We start from the raw sequence: 16,265 nt of genomic DNA on the forward strand, positions 1-16,265 counted from the left end.
GATGTCCTAGGGAGTGTGATCAATGTTTATCGCTGGAGCTGTTCGTCCACGCCGTTCGCGGCGTAATTTTTTTGTTTTCCGCAGGCGGTTCTCGGTGCTGTTGGCAGCCACCATGGCGACCTCGGGCCTCGCGATCATGGCCGTGAACGCACCGGCCGAGGCGGCACCGGTCAGCATCTCGCTCGACAAGACCTCGCCGGCGACAGTTCTGGTCGGTGAGCCGATCACGTTCTCGGTCAAGGCCTCGAACCCGACCGATGACGGCGATGCGGACTTCCAGTACAACCTCACCTTCCGTGACGTCCTGCCCGCCGGCGTGGCCTATGTGTCGACTTCGGCCCCTCAGGGCGCGGGTGATCCCCAGCAGATCGCCGAAGTCAACGGCTCGAATCAGCCGACGGGCCGCACGATCCTGATCTGGAGCAATGTCGCCGACCTGCCGGACGGTTCGGATGTGACCCTGACCTACAAGGTCCAGCCCGATGCGACGACCTACCCCGTCGGCTCGACCGTCACCAACGAGGCCACAGGTTTCGCGAGCAGCAACGAGCGCAAGCTGGCCAAATTCAACGGCAAGGGCGAGCTCCAGCCCGACGCCGCGATCAGCTCGGCCCAGGACACTGCCACCACCGCGATCTCGGCGCTCGAACTGCACAAGAGCGAGCCCAGTTCGGAACACGAGCTGACCCGCGGTCTGCATGACCGTCCGACGGTCTACTCCCTCGAAGTCGTCAACAACGGCAAGGCCGCGACCAATGGCGTCACGGTCGTCGACTATCTCCCTGCCGGCCTGGAGTTCCTCGGCTGCGGCGCGGTCGACAACAGCAGCCCTGGAACCGAGGAGTACCCGGGCTCGGGACGTCTGACCGGCACTCCCGCCGTCTCCGGCTGCCTCGCCCCGACCTCCGTCACGACGGTCAACAGCGGGCTCCCGACCGGTTATCCGGCCGGCGTCTACACCCGGGTCGAGTGGACCCTGCCGTCCGCGCTCGCCGCCAACGGCACCTACACGATCAAGTACGCCGCAGGGATCGCGCTGCGTCAGAACGTCATGCCGGCCGCCGGATTCACCTCGACCGCGAACCTCGACAACAACACCGGCGCTTCGACCCGCGAATCCGCGACCGAGATCGGTTACACCAATCGCGCGGTCGCCACGGGACGCTACCAAGGTCTCAACAACGCCGGGCAGAGCAATGTGCAGGTCAGTGCAAACGACACGGTCACCGTGACAGCCGAAGACATCGCCGTCGCGAAGTCCGTCACGAACTCTGCCGATTTCAATCAGGGTGGCGAAGCCGAGTACGAGCTCGTGGTCCGCACCAGCGAGTACACCGACGGCTCCGACATCGTCCTGGTCGACACGCTGCCGGACGGGCTGTGTCCGGCGGACGCCCCCAGCGGGACCTACACGACCGCAGCCTTGGCGCAGGCCGCCGGCGACTGCGCCCCGACCGGCTCGAATGCAGCCATCGAGAAGGTCGACTATGTGGGCGGCGCCTTCGTCATCACCTTCAAGTCATTCGACCTCAGCGCCGAGGATGCCTCGAAGACGCTGAGATACAAGGCTCGTATGCGCACGGTCTACAGCTCCGGCGACGAGACGTCAGCGGGCGACTCGTTCGTCAACAAGGTCGCCTTGACCGGCACCACGACGCCGATATCGGGCACTGGCGAGTCAGGCACCCGCGCGGTCAAGGACGACTCGGAGGCCACACTCGGTTCGAAGGCCCCGACGCTCGACAAGCGGGTCCTGCCCAACACTGCGGCGACTCACACCTGCAACGAGTCCGACTGGGACAACTGGGAGGACCACCAGACGGCAGCCGCCGACGCCGGCTTCACGACCGGTTCACGGGTCTGCTTCCAGGTGCGCGTGACGTTCCCGGCCGGCTCGTCGACGCGTCTTCCGGTCGTCACGGACTATCTGCCCGACAATCTGACGTACGAGCCGAACTCCTTCGCGCTCGTCAGCGGTGTCAACACCGCTGCCTACACGGTCGACCAGTCTGCACTCAACACCGCATTCGCGACCGGTACCGCGGCGCTGCGTCCCGGCGTCGACGTCGGAGCCAATCGCTATGTCGAAAAGGGGAAGGTCTTCGCCTTCCGAGTCAGCGCGACCGTCAACGGCAATGACAAGACGACCAACGACGTGCAGGGAAATCTGGCCAAACTGCGCTGGACCAACAAGGGCGGACAGGTCTCTTCGCTGCGCGACAAGGCCGACTTCAAGGTGCCGCCGATCCCTCCGGTGAACATCCTCAAGCAGGTTGCCAAGTCGCCATACAGCAGTTATTCCGGCACCCAGACGGTTCGCCAGGGCGACGTCGTCCGCTTCCGGATGGTGGTCCTGAACGAGGCACCGAGCAGCGGTCTGGCAGTCAAGGGCTTGCAGGTCTGGGATGTTTTGCCGCCATTGTTCCGGTGCGTCGACGTCGTGAATCTCAACGGCGGCACGTGTACCGATCCGGGCGCGACAGGACACCCGTCATTTGACGGGAGCGGTGTCTACAGTGCGATCCGCTGGACGCTTCCGGCGACGCTGGCGCCCGCCAACGCGACGAATATCAGCTATGACGTCAAAGTTCCGGTCGGCACGAGCGTCGACACCGAGTACGTCAACACCGCGGCCGTGCGCACGTACACGACCGAGACCAACCTCGGTGTGGCCGTTCCGCATTTCCCGGCCAACAACATCGACGGGACGGTGACGGATGAGCAAGAAGACGTCCCCGCAGCCATCGCCACTGCTTCGGTCAAGCTGCCCGCAGTTGGCATGACCAAGACGAATGTCACCGGCATCACCGAAACGAACAACTCCGCGACGCAGGCGGTTCCGGGCGAGACTGTGACCTACATGATCCGGGCCACCATCCCGGCCCACACGACGGTCTACAACGGCATTTTGACCGATCCGTTGCCGGCCGGCATCCAGTTGATCAGTTCGATCGGCACATATTCGGCGACGGGAGCCGATCCGGCGACCGCACCACTGCCCGCAGGTGTGGCGGTCAGCGCGGAGGGCGTGCTGACGCTGCCGCCGACCTGGACCAACGACACCGACGACCCCCAGGTCTTCCAGATCAAACTCGGCACCAGGGTGTGGCCCAATCACACCGGCACATCGACCCTGACCAACACCGCGACATTCCACAGCAACACGACCCCGGGTGGAGTCCTGCCGGTCACACCGGTCAGAGCCTCATCGGACGTCAATCCGGTTCAGCCGAGCCCCACGCTGACCAAGGCGCTCACGACGCCGCCGACTCAGAGCACCACGCCGGCGATCGGCGAGTCTCGTGAGTTCGTGCTGACCGCTTCCAACGCCCCTGGGCGACCGAATCTGTACGACACGGTCGTCGTCGACTGTGTCCCGACCGGACTTGTGGTCACGGCTCTTGGCAGCGATGCGACCCAAGCTCCTGCCGAAGCCGGTGATGCGTGCGCATCTGTGACCGGGACCGGCACCACGATCACCTGGCCGGTCGGCACAGTTGCTGCGGGCTCGCCGAAGACGTTGAAGTACACCGTCAAGGTAGGCACCGGGGCGGCCGGCGGTCAGGCCTACAAGAACGTCGCGAAGCTCACGGGCAGCACGCTCGACAACGGTGGCAACACCACGACCAACGAGCGCGTCCTGACGGCGACGGACAACAAGACCTTGACGGTGCCGCCGGCCACGATCACCAAGGTGATCACGGACGGCACCCTGATCGTCGGTGAACGCGCGAAGTACGTCCTCACTGCGACGCTGCCGGCGAACGTCAACTTCTATGACGCGTCGATCACCGATGCGCTCCCGGCCGGTCTCGATGACGTGACCCTGTCGTCGGTGACCTGTGTCAACGCCGACACCACGGACTGCACCTTGCCGACCGGCGCGACGCTGACGCCGAGCGGACAGAACGTCGGTTGGTTCCTCGGTGATATTGCCGAGAGCACGCAGAGCCGCACCGTCACGCTGGTCTTCACGGCGAAGGTCACGGCGGCCACGTCCAGCAACTCGATCGGCACGGTCCGCTCCAACACGGCCAAGGTCGCCTGGAACAAGACCAACAAGACCGATCCGACGTCGATATCGGCGACCTTCGACGCCTCGGCCACGTCCTCCGCGGTCACCTACACGATCCAGGAGCCGAAGACCGCGATCACCAAGTCGGTCTCCGACACGACCCCGGCGCCCGGCGACACGTTCACGTACACCGTGCGGGCCTCGAACCCGGGCGGCACGAACGTCAGCGATGCGCACAACGTCGTGGTCAAGGACGTCGTACCGACGGGCGTTATCGTCGACGAAGCCACGATCAGCGGAGGCGGCACGTACGATTCCGACACCCGGACCATCACGTGGAACGTCAGCGTTCTGACGGTCGCATCGCCGAACTTCAAGGAGTTCACGTACGAGGCCGAACTGGCCGCGACCAGCACCCTGGACGCCTCGGGCCGCACCAACACCGCGACCATCACGCGTTTCACGAGTCTGCCCGTCATCGCGGACGGCCGCACCTACACCGGCAGCAATGCCACGGCCACCGTCACGCCGGACTTCCCGCACACTACGGTCGCCAAGCGAGTCGTGGGCAGCGCCGTGTCGTACGTCGGACAGCCGCAGAACTTCGAGATCGTGGTCACGAGCGACGGCAAGTCACCGGCCTACAAGGTCGACGTCACCGACGTGCTGCCCAAGAACTGGTCGTATGACGCAGGCACGGCGACCGTCAAAGTCGGCGACGCCGCAGCGATCGCGTTGGCACCGACCAGTGACGCGGGCAACCCCGAGACGATCACCTGGTCCGATCTGGCTCCGGCGCCGACAGGTCTGCCGGTCGGCAAGACGATCGTGATCAACTACACCGCCACCCCCACCGAGGACGCCGTCGTGGACGCAGGTGCGGGCGCCGACGTCGACCACACCAACACGGTGTCGATCAATGCCGAAGACAAGACCGGCGCGACCGGCATCACGGGCGCACCGTTCTACGGCGGTCCCGGCGACGCTTCGGCACAGATCCATTCGGCCGACCTCGAGATCACCAAGACCGGTGACGGCACACCTGTGGCCGGCAAGACGTATTCGTGGGACATCGTGGTCAAGAACCTCGGCGGCGACACGTCGAAGGCCGACATCGTGGTCACCGACACGATCCCGGAGGATGTCTCGAACTTTAGCCTCGACGGTGGGGACGACTGGGTCTGCGCATCCGATGAGGATGAGTGGACCTGCACCTTGGACGCCGACATCGCGAATGGCGCCTCGGCTCCCACAATCGTGGCCAGCGGCCTGATCGACTCCGATCTGGCCGACGAGGCCGAGATCGTCAACACTGCTCGAGTCAAGGGACACACGTACGATCCCGACCTCGACAACAACCGCGACACCGAGACCGTCGAGGTCACGACGCGCGCCGATCTGACGATCGACAAGCGCCTCGGTGGCACCGTCGTCAAGGCCGGCGAGAACGCGACCTGGACGATCGACGTGACCAACCAAGGTCCGTCGACCTCACGGGGCGCCATCAAGGTCGTCGACACCCTGCCGAGCGGATCGACGTTCGTGTCGGCCACCGGAACGGGCTGGTCGTGCTCCGAGGACGAGGGCGTCGTGACGTGCAACCGCGCGGACGACCTGGCAGCCGACGATGCAGCGAATCAGATCACGATCGTGGCCAAGATTCCCGCGTCGCAGACGGCGAACGTCGTCAACTCTGCGAAGGTCAGCGGCCCGACGACCGATCCGGTCGCGTCGAACAACTCCGACGAGGTCTCGACTGCCCCGACACGTACGGCGGAGCTGACGATCGAGAAGGCGTACACGGGCGAGGAGCCGGCAGTAGCCGGTGACGAGTTCAGCTACGACATGACGGTTCACAACGAGGGCCCGTCGACGGCAACCGGTGTCACGGTCGTCGACACCCTGCCGAGCTACATGAAGTTCGTCCCCGGCGGTACGGGCAATGCCGATTGGGCCTGCACCGCGGCCGGACAGCTCGTGACCTGCGACTTCGACGGCTCGATCGGCGTCGGGGATGACCAGAACTTCAAGATCAAGGTCAAGATCGCGTCGGGCCACACCGGAACTGTCGAGAACACCGCGAAGGTCACGGCAACCGAGGACCCGACCGGCGCCACCGACATCGACGTCAACACGCCTGACCTCGAGTCGGATCTCGAGGTGGAGAAGTCGCACGACGACGACAACGCGATCGCAGGGGAGTCGCTGACGTACGACGTGTTGGTCACCAATCACGGTCCGTCCGACACCGACGGCCCGATCGTGGTCGAGGACACCGTCCCGGTGGGTATGACCTACAAGTCAGCCTCCGGAACAGGTTGGACGTGTGACGAGGACGAAGGTGTCGTGACCTGTACGCACGCCGACGGTCTCGTCGACGATGCCAACTCGACGTTCAGCCTGACATTCGATATCGCGGACGATGCCGGCCCGGCAACTGTGACGAACACTGTCACGGTCGACGGCCCCAATACAGATCCGAAGCTGCCCAACAACAGCGACAGCGATCCCACCGTCATCAAGGATCAGGCGAACATCAAGGTCGCCAAGGCGGCCTCGGCCGACACGGTCGATGCGGGCGACAACGTCTCGTGGACGATCGATGTCACGAACGACGGCCCGTCGACGGCCGACGTGATCTCGGTGGTCGATACCCTGCCGGCTGGCCTGAGCGTCGTCTCGATCAGCGGCAGCGGCTGGACCTGCTCCGATTCGACGATCAGCTGCACGCGGGCAACCCTCGCGCCGGGCGCTGCTCCGACGATCACGGTGGTCACGAAGGTTGGCAGCGGCGTCGCGGCCGGGACCGAGCTGACCAATGGCGTCGAAGTCTCGACCTCGACGCCGGGAGACGACCCGGACGACAACGACTCTGACGACTCCGTCGAGGTCACGACAGCGGCCGATATGACCCTGGCAAAGACCCACACGGGTACGCCGGTGGCGGGTGAGCCGTTCACGTTCACGCTGACGGCGACCAACGACGGACCGTCCGATGCGCTCGCTCCGGTCACGATCAGCGACACCTTGCCGGTCGGGATGACCTATGTGTCGGCCAATGACGCTTGGTCATGTGTCGCCGATGCGGTCTCCGCAGCGGGTCAGGAGGTGCTGTGCACTCTGGTCAGCACAGATCCGCTGCTGCCGGGCACCAGCGCTCCGGCGCTGGCGATGGTCGTCGACGTCGCGGCCGATCAGTCGGGCGAGACGCTGGTCAACCAGGCCGTCGTCGACTCCGACACCCCGGATCCCGACACAACCAACAATGAGGACGACGACACCGTCACGCCCACCGACGAGGTCGATCTGTCGATCACCAAGTCACATGCGGGACCGGTCGAGGTCGGAACTCAGCTGAAGTTCGAGGTCAACGTCAAGAACGCGGGGCCGTCCGAGGCTCGCGACGTCAAGATCGACGACACGTTGCCGACGGGGCTGACCTTCGTCAGTGCCGAGGGCGACGGTTGGACCTGCTCCGATGACGCGGCGACATGCGAGCTCGACGAGCCGCTGGCTCCGGGAGCGTCGGCCGATCCGATCACGGTGACAGTCGATGTGACGCCGCAGGCGTATCCGACGGTCGACAATATCGTCGAGGTCGCGACGTCGTCGAATGACACCGATGACTCCAACGACAAGGCGACTGACTCGGTTGTCGTGCCGCCGAAGGTCGACCTCAGTGTCGTCAAGGAGCTCGCAGGAAAGCTCCGGGTCGGCCAGCAGGGGGTCTACACCTTGACGGTCCACAATGACGGTACGACTCCTGATCCCGGACCGATCTCGGTCACTGACGAGCTCCCGGCAGGCCTGAAGTTCGTCTCCGGAACGGCTGACAACTGGGCCTGTGCTGCCAACGGGCAGAAGGTCACCTGTGATCGTGACGGGGCACTTGCGGTCGACGCGACCGATGTCATCAAGCTGACGGTCGACGTCGGCGCGAAGGCGTACCCGTCGGTGACGAACACGGCAGTTGTCTCGACTCCGTCGAATGACATCGATCCAGTCAACGACAAGTCGACGATCGAGTCGCCGGTCGACGGCAGCGCCATGTTGACGATCGACAAGTCGCTGGACAAGCAGAAGGGCGATGAGGCCGTGTGGTCGATCGTCGTCACCAATGAGGGTCCGACCGAGACCACCAAGGCGATCAGGGTCACCGACAAGCTGCCCAAGGGGCTGAAGTTCGTCAGCGCGCAGGGCGAGGGCTGGGACTGCTCGGCGGCCGGTCGCACGGTCACCTGTGACTACGACGGTGCGCTCGCGGTCGATCAATCGGCCGAGATCCAGATCACGACCAAGATCACGGTCGACGACGGCTCGGAGATCGTGAACGTCGCGACCGTCGAAGGTGGCAACAAGGCCGCAGAGAGCGGCGTCCTGAGTGATGACGCGACCGCGGTCGCGCCGGAGGCTGAGGGCCTGATCCCGGATACGGGCGGTCCGGCGCTGTGGCTCCTGTTGGCCGGCCTGCTCGGAGTGTTCGGTGGTGGGGTCCTGGTGACCCGTCGTCGGCCGAAGGCTCCGCAGAGCGCTGGTCGGCACCGCTGAGACAAGGTGGTCCCCCMCGCCCTTCGTGCGKGGGGGACCGCCCTCAGGGGTGACCTGAGAAGATGGTCGGTATGCATATCGCACTGGTCCAGCGGGCGTCAGCGATCGATTCGACGGCCAACCGGGCATCCATCGCGGCACAACTGGCTGAATTGACCGCTGCCGACGGTTTCGACCTGGTCGTACTGCCCGAAGCTGCGATGCACGACTTCGGTTCCACCGACCACGATCTGGCCGCCCATGCGGAGCCACTCGACGGTCCGTTCGTGAAGCTGATCGCCGACGAGGCGAAGCGTCTGGGTGCGACCGTCATCGCCGGCATGTTCGAACAGACCGATGCGCTGCCGTTCAACACCTTGGTGGTCGTCGGTCCCGACGGCGCGCTGCGGGGCACGTACCGCAAGATCCACTTGTACGACTCTTTCGGCTACCGGGAATCCGATCGCATGCAGGCTGGTGAGATCGAGCCGGTCGTGATCGAGATCGCCGACCATCGGATCGGCCTGATGACGTGTTACGACCTGCGGTTCCCCGAACTCGCACGGGCGCTCGTCGATGCGGGAGCCGACACGATCGTCTTGCCGGCGGCGTGGGTCGCCGGTGACCGCAAGCTCGACCATTGGCGCACTCTGTTGACAGCGCGCGCCATCGAGAACACGGTCTACGTCGCAGCCGCCGCTCAAGGTGGCGAGCGTTGCACGGGTCATTCCTTGGTTGCCGATCCTTGGGGCTCTATCGTGGTGGAGGCCTCCTCCGAACCGGCGATCCTGCGTACCTCGCTCGATGCCGCGGAGGTCGAGCAAGCGCGGAAGACCAATCCGTCGCTGGTCAACCGAAGGATCTGTCGAAGTTCATGAGCTCCCCCGTGCAAGGCGGTCGTCGACGTCTCGACGCATCAGTCGCGCCGGAGTACGATCTGCCGACGCGCGAGCCGCGCCTCGGATCAGCCCGCACGGCACGTCTGGTCATGATCGGCGTGTTCTTGATGTGGGTGGTCGGAACGCTGGGTGCCGCCACGACAGTCGTCGCGGTCGACGCGCCCGAAGGGATCGGCCGGCCATCGGCCGCCCTGCTGATGCTGGTTTTCACGATCGGTCTGATCCACCGCGGCGGCGGGCATATGCGTATTTGGATACCCATCGTGACGGTGCTCGGGATCTCGGCCGTGGTACTGGAGAAGAACTTCCTTCTTGTGTCGTCAGCTGTCGTGTGTGCCGTGTTGTCGGCCGTATGGGCCGTCTTGGTGACGCGTCCGGCACCATCTGTCCTGGCGGCGATCCGGGAGTATCTCCTGGCGTTGTTGGTGGCGCTGAGCGGGACGCTGTCCGTCGCGGCCTGGAACGCTCCGGTGAACTATCAGCGCTTCAACCTCATCGTCGTGGCGGTCTCGCTGGTCCTCGCGATCGCCCTGGTCTGGAACCTGGGCGCCGGCCTGCACGGCCTGGGACGGCAGAATCTGTTGATCCTGACGGGTGTGGCGGCTTTGCTCATCGTGATCTTGGCCTACAGCAGCTTCGTCCGTACGCACGGCTCACAGGCGGTCGTCGACCTGTTCAGCGACGTCGTGGTGTGGAGCCGGCAGAACTTCGAGGGAGTGCCCCGCCCCGTCGAGGTGTTCATCGGCTTCCCGGCGTTGATCGTGGGGGTGTCCATGCGGTCGGCCAGGCGCGAAGGCTGGTGGGTCCTGGTCTTTGCTGTCATCGGTACCGCCGTGCTCACGACATCGCTCGTGACACCGGGAGCTTTTCCGACCTATGTGGGCCTGTCGACGCTCTATTCGGTCGTCTTGGGGCTGCTGGTCGGGCTCATCGTGCGGCACTACGTCGTACGTGAGCGGTCGGCGCGGGCAGCCCGGGCGGTCGAGCCGATCGCCCGTGTCGAACCTCCTCGCTTTGCTGCACTCAAGTGATGCGATACTGGGTCTCGGTGCAGCGCCCCGGCGTTGTCCAGGAGGGGTGCCGGAGCGGCCGATCGGAAGCGCCTTGAAAGCGCTCGCTGGCAGCAATGTCAGCCGCGGGTTCGAATCCCGCCCCCTCTGCCAATGGGTATCGAAATAAGTTTCCCTCGACCAAGATCATTCCTCATGACTTCTGAACAGCCGCAGCCTGCTTCCAGCCCCGATTCGATCGAAGTGGTGAAGTACCGGCTCGACCGGCGGTTTGTGCTGCCGGCGGTCGGACTCCACATCGTGGCGGCAGGAGTCCTGGCGGCGCTGGCATTCGTCTGGTGGCCGCCCCTGGGCATCCTCGCGGCCCTCTTGGTCGTCAACGCGCTGCGCGTGCTGGCGATGCCACCCCACGTGGCTCTGACCGATTCGGCGGGCGTCAGGCTGGGAGGTCCGATGACCGTCAAACGGCTGCGGATCGAGTGGTCCGAGGTGGAGGACGTTTCGGTCGAAGGTGCGCGGTTGTTCTTCGACCGCGGCGATTCGCGATTGCTGGTCTTCCCCTTGGCCTACGTCGGGACGCGCGCAGGAGAGCTGGCCGCCGATGTGCGTGAGCGGCTCAACGCCGCCCATGGTTACCGGCGCTACGACCCCACAGGCCACACTCCGCAGGATCCGGATCCGGCCTGAACCGGCCCGGGTCACCGGGTGTGGGGTGCTGTCGGTATCCTGATGCGGTTGCACTTTGCAGTTGCAGCGAGGAGATGTCGCATAGTGGCCTAGTGCGCCCGCCTGCTAAGCGGGTTGAGGTTTAAACCTCTCGAGAGTTCAAATCTCTCCATCTCCGCCACAGCAGTAGAAGCGCCAGAATGGCCAGCGATCATATCGCTGGCCATTCCTGGTTTCGTCCCTCGACACCACGGGAGAACGACCCCATGACCCATCTCGTCCGGCCCGCGACGCCGGCGGACCTGAGTGCGGCAGCGCGGGTCCTTGCCGCGGCCTTCGACGACTATCCGTGGACGCGGTGGACCCTTCCCGAGGAGGGGTACGCCGAGCGCCTCGAAGAGATCCAGCACCTCTATCTCTCTCACGCCCTTGAGCAGGGCATCGTGATGGTCGACAGCCAGGTCCGCGCGGTAGCCGCGTTCCTCCCACCCGCTGCGTCTGCCCCCGCCGAGCAGACGCAGCAGAGAGTGGCCGAGCTGCACGGATCGCGTCTCGCGGCACTGCTCGAACTGGCTCTGCCTGCAGCCCCTGAAGGCTGTTGGACTCTCGAAACGGTCGGCGTCGATCCGGCGTATCAAGGCATCGGGCTCGGGACAGCTGTGGTCGCCGAAGGATTGGCCACGATCGACCGGAGCCGTGCTCCCGTTGCCCTGGAGACATCCGATGACAAGAATCTGCGTCTCTACCAGCGGCTCGGATTCGCAACTTCTGCGACGACCAGGATTCCGGACGGTCTCATCGTCTACTCGATGAATCGTGCCGCTGCTGAGTAGCAGATACCCTTGACCCCACCAGGGATGCCGAGGGGAGTGGGCGTACGTGGACAGTCCGACGCTTGGTCTGCGGAGTCTCGCCGACATGGTTCACCTTTCAATGCGGGCACACCGCGTCGATGAGCTGATCGAGTTCGCGGCCGAGCATGCCTGCATTGCGCTGGGCGCGGCCACGATATCGATCAGCCTGATCGACGAGGACAATGATGTGATCCGCACGCTCGTCAACGTCGGTGATCTCGGCCCCGATGAGGTGCGTTGGCCCGAAAACGAGGTCTATCCGATCTCCGGTGATCAGCGATTGATGGCTTCGCTGCGGGAGCGACGCAGTGGCGTCGACAGTGTGACCGATCCCGATTGCGAACCCGGCGAGCGTGAGCTGCTGACCCGACTCGGCAAGGGATGCTCGCTCACCACACCGATCATCGTCGACGGGATCGTATGGGCCGAGTTCTACGCGACCCGCTATGTATCGGACGGAATCTTCAACGATGAGGCCGTGGCCTACGCCGAAGTGCTGGCCGCGATCCTCGCGGCAGCGGTAGCCCGCCGGCAAAGAGAAGCCGACCTGGAGGATCTTGCCTTCCACGATCCATTGACGGGAGTCTTCAACCGTCGGGCCCTCGACAGTCGGGCCGCCGAGATCTTCACGGTGCCTGCTGGTGTCTCGCGATGCATCGCGATCGTCGCGGTCGACATCGACGGGCTCAAGAACGTCAACGACTCCGAAGGGCATGCGAGTGGAGACCGGCAGATCCAGGTCGTGGCAGCGGCATTGACGAGTGCCTTCTCCGAGTTCGATCACAGTGTCGTTGCGCGTGTGGGTGGCGATGAGTTCAACGTCTTGGTTGCCAACCACCCCGTGGGGGCCGTCGTGCATGCGATCAACGAAGTATGCCGTGAAGTGGCCTCCGCGCCGCTCGCGGTGGGCGTCTCAGCCGGGGTGGCGGCCGTCGAGATCACGAGCGAGTCGGCACTCCAGCCCTCAGAGCTCTTCGCGGCGGCCGATCATGCGCAGTACGTCGCCAAACGCTCGAGGTCAGGTCTCGCGGTGGTCTCGGAGGAATTTCACGGCTGATCGCCCGGAAAGAAATAGCAGTGCCCCGACGGTCCCGCCCAGCGTGTTGGCCACGACATCGCTCAATGTCGCGAACCGCTCGGGTCGCAGGAGCTCCTGCACCAGCTCGATCGTGACCGACAGGGCCGCCGCGAGGGCGGTCACGTACCACCACCGCCATCGCGAGCCCAGCAGCATCGTGAAGATGCCCAACGGGATGAACAGCGCGACGTTGGCGGCGAACTCGGTCACGTCATAGCCCTGGTCGAGGGTCAGACCGAAGATGCGGATCAGCCAGGCGACCGGCCAAAGATGTACGACGTCCACGCCGCGGTCGACGGGTGAGGACCACAGCGCGATCAGCGCCAGCGCCGACGCATACGCGGTCATCGGGACGAGGAGCCACCGAACGCGCATCCCATGATCCTAATTGCGGGCGTCGGCGCGGTCCGCGAGGCACTAGGATCGGGCCGTGAAGAAGACTCTGCCGCTTCTGTTGATCGCAGCTTTCGTCGTCGTCGATGTCGTACTCATCATGGGCGCACGACGCCACGTGTTCCAGGATCCGCCGCCCGCCGACATCGCGGCGGTATCGGCAGTCTCGACGCCTCAGCCGACGGCCGAGCCCGAGAGTACACAGGTCGACTACGACTTCGATGCCGAACGCTCTGTCGCGATCTCTTCGGCCAGGGACGGTGCACTCGTGTTCGGCAGCCGCGGCGGCACCTGCAGCACTTCGGCCCCGCGTGCTCTGATCTCTGCATCGGCGGATGGGGGAGCCAAGCTCAACCGGGTCGAGACAAGCCTTGTCACGGTTCTGGCAGCCCGCGCCAGTAACAGAACGGACCTGCGGATCCTGGGACAAGATGCCAGCTGCACGGTGCGAGAGGCCCGTTCGACCGACGGCGGTGTCACCTGGAAGGCCAGCAAGGAGATCTCCCTTTGGTATGCCGACCCCGACAACGGCAAGCACGTCGTCTCACCTGTCAATGCGGCCGACACGGGGTGTGACGTCATCTCGGTCAGCCAGGTCACGCCGCAGTCGGCCCGGGTGGGATGCGTCGATGGCACGATCAAGGGAACCGGTGACGGTGGCCGGACCTGGACCGATCTCGGCAGGCTCGACAATCTGCGGGTCGCCACGTTCTTGACCCCGACGGCCGGCTACGCCTTGGCCCGGTACAACGGATGTGCGGCCAATGCCTTCACGACCAAAGACGCCGGCGTGACGTGGACGCCTGGAGGCTGTATCACGGGTGAACCCGCGCAAGGCCTCGCCGCCAGCGCGAACGGCTTGGCCGCGATCGTCGATGACGGGCTCTACACCAGTGGCGACGCTGCGACCTGGACTCAGCCCTGACCCGAATCGGTTCAGCAGGCGGTCTTGATCGTTGTCGACTTCGAGCCCGGCACGATGGACGGCGTCGCCAGGACGCGAGTGTCTTCGCGCTGAGCCTTGCCTGAGGCGATCGTGCTCTCGACCGTCGCGGTCTGGCCCGGCGCGAGTTCGACTGTCACCTGCGTGACTCCCCGTCCCAGGTGTGTCCCGGGGAAGGCTGTCGTCTCCTTGCCGTCGATCGTCAAGGCCGTGACCTTTCCGCCGTCCGGCGCGTACACATAAAGGTTCATCAGCATGGTTCCGGGCACGGCGCCGAAACCTGGGCCCTTGATCGCGACGGGTAGGTCCGCGGCATCGGCCGGGGCGGTGGACCTCAATGTCATGACGGTGTCGTATTTCTGCACGCCGGCGCTGTTGCACGTGGTTGCCTTCGCGGCGATGTCGTAGTCGAGGTAGTACTGCATCTTCGCACCGGTCGCGTCGTTGAGATAGAAGCCGATTGCGGGCCGGGCGTCCTTGCCGGTGGGAAGCTCGCCGGCGATCTGGGTGCCCGACAGTCGGTCTTGGATGGCCTTGTCGGACGACCACACCGCGATCCGTCGCTCGTTGGTGGCGCGGGTCAACGCCGACAGGACCTCGGTGGGATTGCCGGCACCGTTGAGCACTCTGGCAAGGATCTTGTCGGTTGCCGATGCGAAGAAGGCATCCTGTGCCAGGCCGTCGGAGTAGTCGACGTACACGCTGTTGAGCAGCACGTCGACGGCATTCTTCTCGGTCAGGACAGTGCTGTCCGACAAGGCGATCGATCCGGTGCCCTTGAGCAGATACGACAATGTCACCGGATCCAGAGAGATCACGCCGTCGACATCGATGCCGCGTTCTCGTTTGAGCACCTTTGCTCCGATGGCGGCGGCGCGCGGGAAGTCCGGAGTGAAGTTGATATTGCGGAAATCGCGGACGAGCTGGGTGTCGAACAGATCGAGTTCTTCGTCACTGATCGAGGTCACATCAGAGGCCAGGTCGCCCATCGACGCGCCATTGCCTTGGGCGCCGAGGCTGATCGCACCGTTCCTGACCTGGAGCACCGCCCAGGCGCCGGGCAGTCCACCGGTCGCGCGGATCTCGGCATTGTTCTGGAACAGCAGGAGATAGTCATGGGTCCCGGTGAGCATCTCGGGAACGATCTCCGAGGCGGTGTCGGCCCGTGCGGCGGCCGTCGCGGCGTCAGCGACCTTTTGCTGGGCCTCTCGGACGGGTTCTTGGACCGCGCTGAGCAGCGCGCCGGCGTCCACGGTCGCGATCTGTTCGGCGGCGGCATCGAGAACTGTCGATGCCTGCTTGATATTGGGCCCGATCTTCTCGATCGCCGCGACATCCACCGCGCCGCCACGAGGATTGAACGTCTTGGCATTGAACTGATCGGCCACCTCGACCAGCGGAGGCAGACCGGAGTCGGCGATATGTTTGACCGCTGATGTCACGGTGCGCACGGCCGTGATGTTCTTGCCCATGAACGGGACCTTCGTGCCGACCGAGAAGATCGTGCTGTCGAGGATCGAGTCCGCGCTGTCGACATCGTCCTGAAGTGATGTCAGGGCCGCCTTGGCCGCGGGGACGTCCCCGTTTGTCAGGGCGGTCTGCAAGGTTGTCGCCTGCGTCGTCGCGCGGTCGAGGTCGGTTCGGGCCGACGACAGCTGCTGGTAGGCGAAGAACGAGATTCCGCCCAGGACCACCACGACGATGCCGAGCCCGATCAGAGCGAGGCGCAGGATGGTCGACTTCCGTTTTCTGCTGGACCGTTGGCCTGTCACGTGTTCGGCTCCCGAGAGTTCAGGCGGACATGTTCCGCCTGTGCAACTTCACTGCTGAATATCGGACTGCTGGAAAATAAGCAGTGGGGCTGCCGATGGCAGCCCCAC

9 protein-coding genes and 2 tRNA genes are annotated in these 16,265 nt (G+C 64.9%); 9 read left to right on the forward strand and 2 right to left on the reverse strand.

The window, feature by feature from the left end; genetic code table 11:
- The first annotated feature begins 94 nt into the window (after window positions 1-94).
- The 8 genes from ACXJKC_RS02920 (at window position 95) to ACXJKC_RS02955 (ending at window position 13,028) form a co-directional block, all read left to right on the forward strand.
- Window positions 95-8,563 carry an isopeptide-forming domain-containing fimbrial protein gene (locus ACXJKC_RS02920; protein ID WP_456695174.1) on the forward strand — a complete coding sequence of 2,823 codons (8,469 nt, stop codon included), beginning with the start codon at window positions 95-97 and terminating at the stop codon, window positions 8,561-8,563.
- A gap of 71 nt (window positions 8,564-8,634) precedes the next feature.
- Window positions 8,635-9,420 carry a carbon-nitrogen hydrolase family protein gene (locus ACXJKC_RS02925; RefSeq protein ID WP_456695175.1) on the forward strand — a complete coding sequence of 262 codons (786 nt, stop codon included), beginning with the start codon at window positions 8,635-8,637 and terminating at the stop codon, window positions 9,418-9,420.
- A complete protein-coding gene (locus ACXJKC_RS02930; protein WP_456695176.1) occupies window positions 9,417-10,472 on the forward strand; it encodes a hypothetical protein in 1,056 nt (351 codons plus the stop codon). The genes ACXJKC_RS02925 and ACXJKC_RS02930 overlap by 4 nt, the downstream gene beginning before the upstream one ends.
- 40 nt (window positions 10,473-10,512) lie before the next feature.
- A tRNA-Ser gene (locus ACXJKC_RS02935) sits at window positions 10,513-10,604 on the forward strand.
- 42 nt (window positions 10,605-10,646) lie between these two features.
- Complete coding sequence (locus ACXJKC_RS02940; RefSeq protein WP_456695177.1) at window positions 10,647-11,138, forward strand: hypothetical protein; 492 nt, start codon at window positions 10,647-10,649, stop codon at window positions 11,136-11,138.
- A 70-nt stretch (window positions 11,139-11,208) separates the two neighbouring features.
- Window positions 11,209-11,298 (forward strand) — tRNA-Ser (locus ACXJKC_RS02945).
- An 85-nt stretch (window positions 11,299-11,383) separates the two neighbouring features.
- Window positions 11,384-11,950, forward strand: coding sequence for a GNAT family N-acetyltransferase (locus ACXJKC_RS02950; RefSeq protein WP_456695178.1), 567 nt, complete (start codon window positions 11,384-11,386; stop codon window positions 11,948-11,950).
- Window positions 11,951-12,035: 85 nt separating this feature from the next.
- Window positions 12,036-13,028, forward strand: a complete 993-nt coding sequence (locus ACXJKC_RS02955) for a GGDEF domain-containing protein (RefSeq protein ID WP_456695179.1) — start codon at window positions 12,036-12,038, stop codon at window positions 13,026-13,028.
- Here the strand turns inward: ACXJKC_RS02955 and ACXJKC_RS02960 are convergent.
- A complete protein-coding gene (locus tag ACXJKC_RS02960; protein WP_456695180.1) occupies window positions 12,990-13,424 on the reverse strand; it encodes a VanZ family protein in 435 nt (144 codons plus the stop codon). The genes ACXJKC_RS02955 and ACXJKC_RS02960 overlap by 39 nt on opposite strands.
- 55 nt (window positions 13,425-13,479) lie before the next feature.
- On the opposite strand from ACXJKC_RS02960, the gene ACXJKC_RS02965 reads away from it, so the two are divergent.
- Window positions 13,480-14,367, forward strand: a complete 888-nt coding sequence (locus tag ACXJKC_RS02965; protein WP_456695181.1) for a WD40/YVTN/BNR-like repeat-containing protein — start codon at window positions 13,480-13,482, stop codon at window positions 14,365-14,367.
- A gap of 11 nt (window positions 14,368-14,378) precedes the next feature.
- Here the strand turns inward: ACXJKC_RS02965 and ACXJKC_RS02970 are convergent, their stop codons facing one another.
- Window positions 14,379-16,157 (reverse strand): DUF4012 domain-containing protein, encoded by a 1,779-nt coding sequence (locus ACXJKC_RS02970; protein ID WP_456695182.1) that lies wholly within the window; start codon window positions 16,155-16,157, stop codon window positions 14,379-14,381.
- Window positions 16,158-16,265: the final 108 nt, after the last annotated feature.

It is taken from the genome of Aeromicrobium sp. P5_D10 (assembly GCF_054049535.1).

Bases quoted from the DNA above. Each gene is read 5' to 3' on its own strand.
- ACXJKC_RS02925 (WP_456695175.1), top strand. From the start codon at position 8,635: ATGCATATCGCACTGGTCCAGCGGGCGTCAGCGATCGATTCGACGGCC.
- ACXJKC_RS02930 (WP_456695176.1), top strand. From the start codon at position 9,417: ATGAGCTCCCCCGTGCAAGGCGGTCGTCGACGTCTCGACGCATCAGTC.
- ACXJKC_RS02940 (WP_456695177.1), top strand. From the start codon at position 10,647: ATGACTTCTGAACAGCCGCAGCCTGCTTCCAGCCCCGATTCGATCGAA.
- ACXJKC_RS02950 (WP_456695178.1), top strand. From the start codon at position 11,384: ATGACCCATCTCGTCCGGCCCGCGACGCCGGCGGACCTGAGTGCGGCA.
- ACXJKC_RS02955 (WP_456695179.1), top strand. From the start codon at position 12,036: ATGGTTCACCTTTCAATGCGGGCACACCGCGTCGATGAGCTGATCGAG.
- ACXJKC_RS02960 (WP_456695180.1), bottom strand. From the start codon at position 13,424: ATGCGCGTTCGGTGGCTCCTCGTCCCGATGACCGCGTATGCGTCGGCG.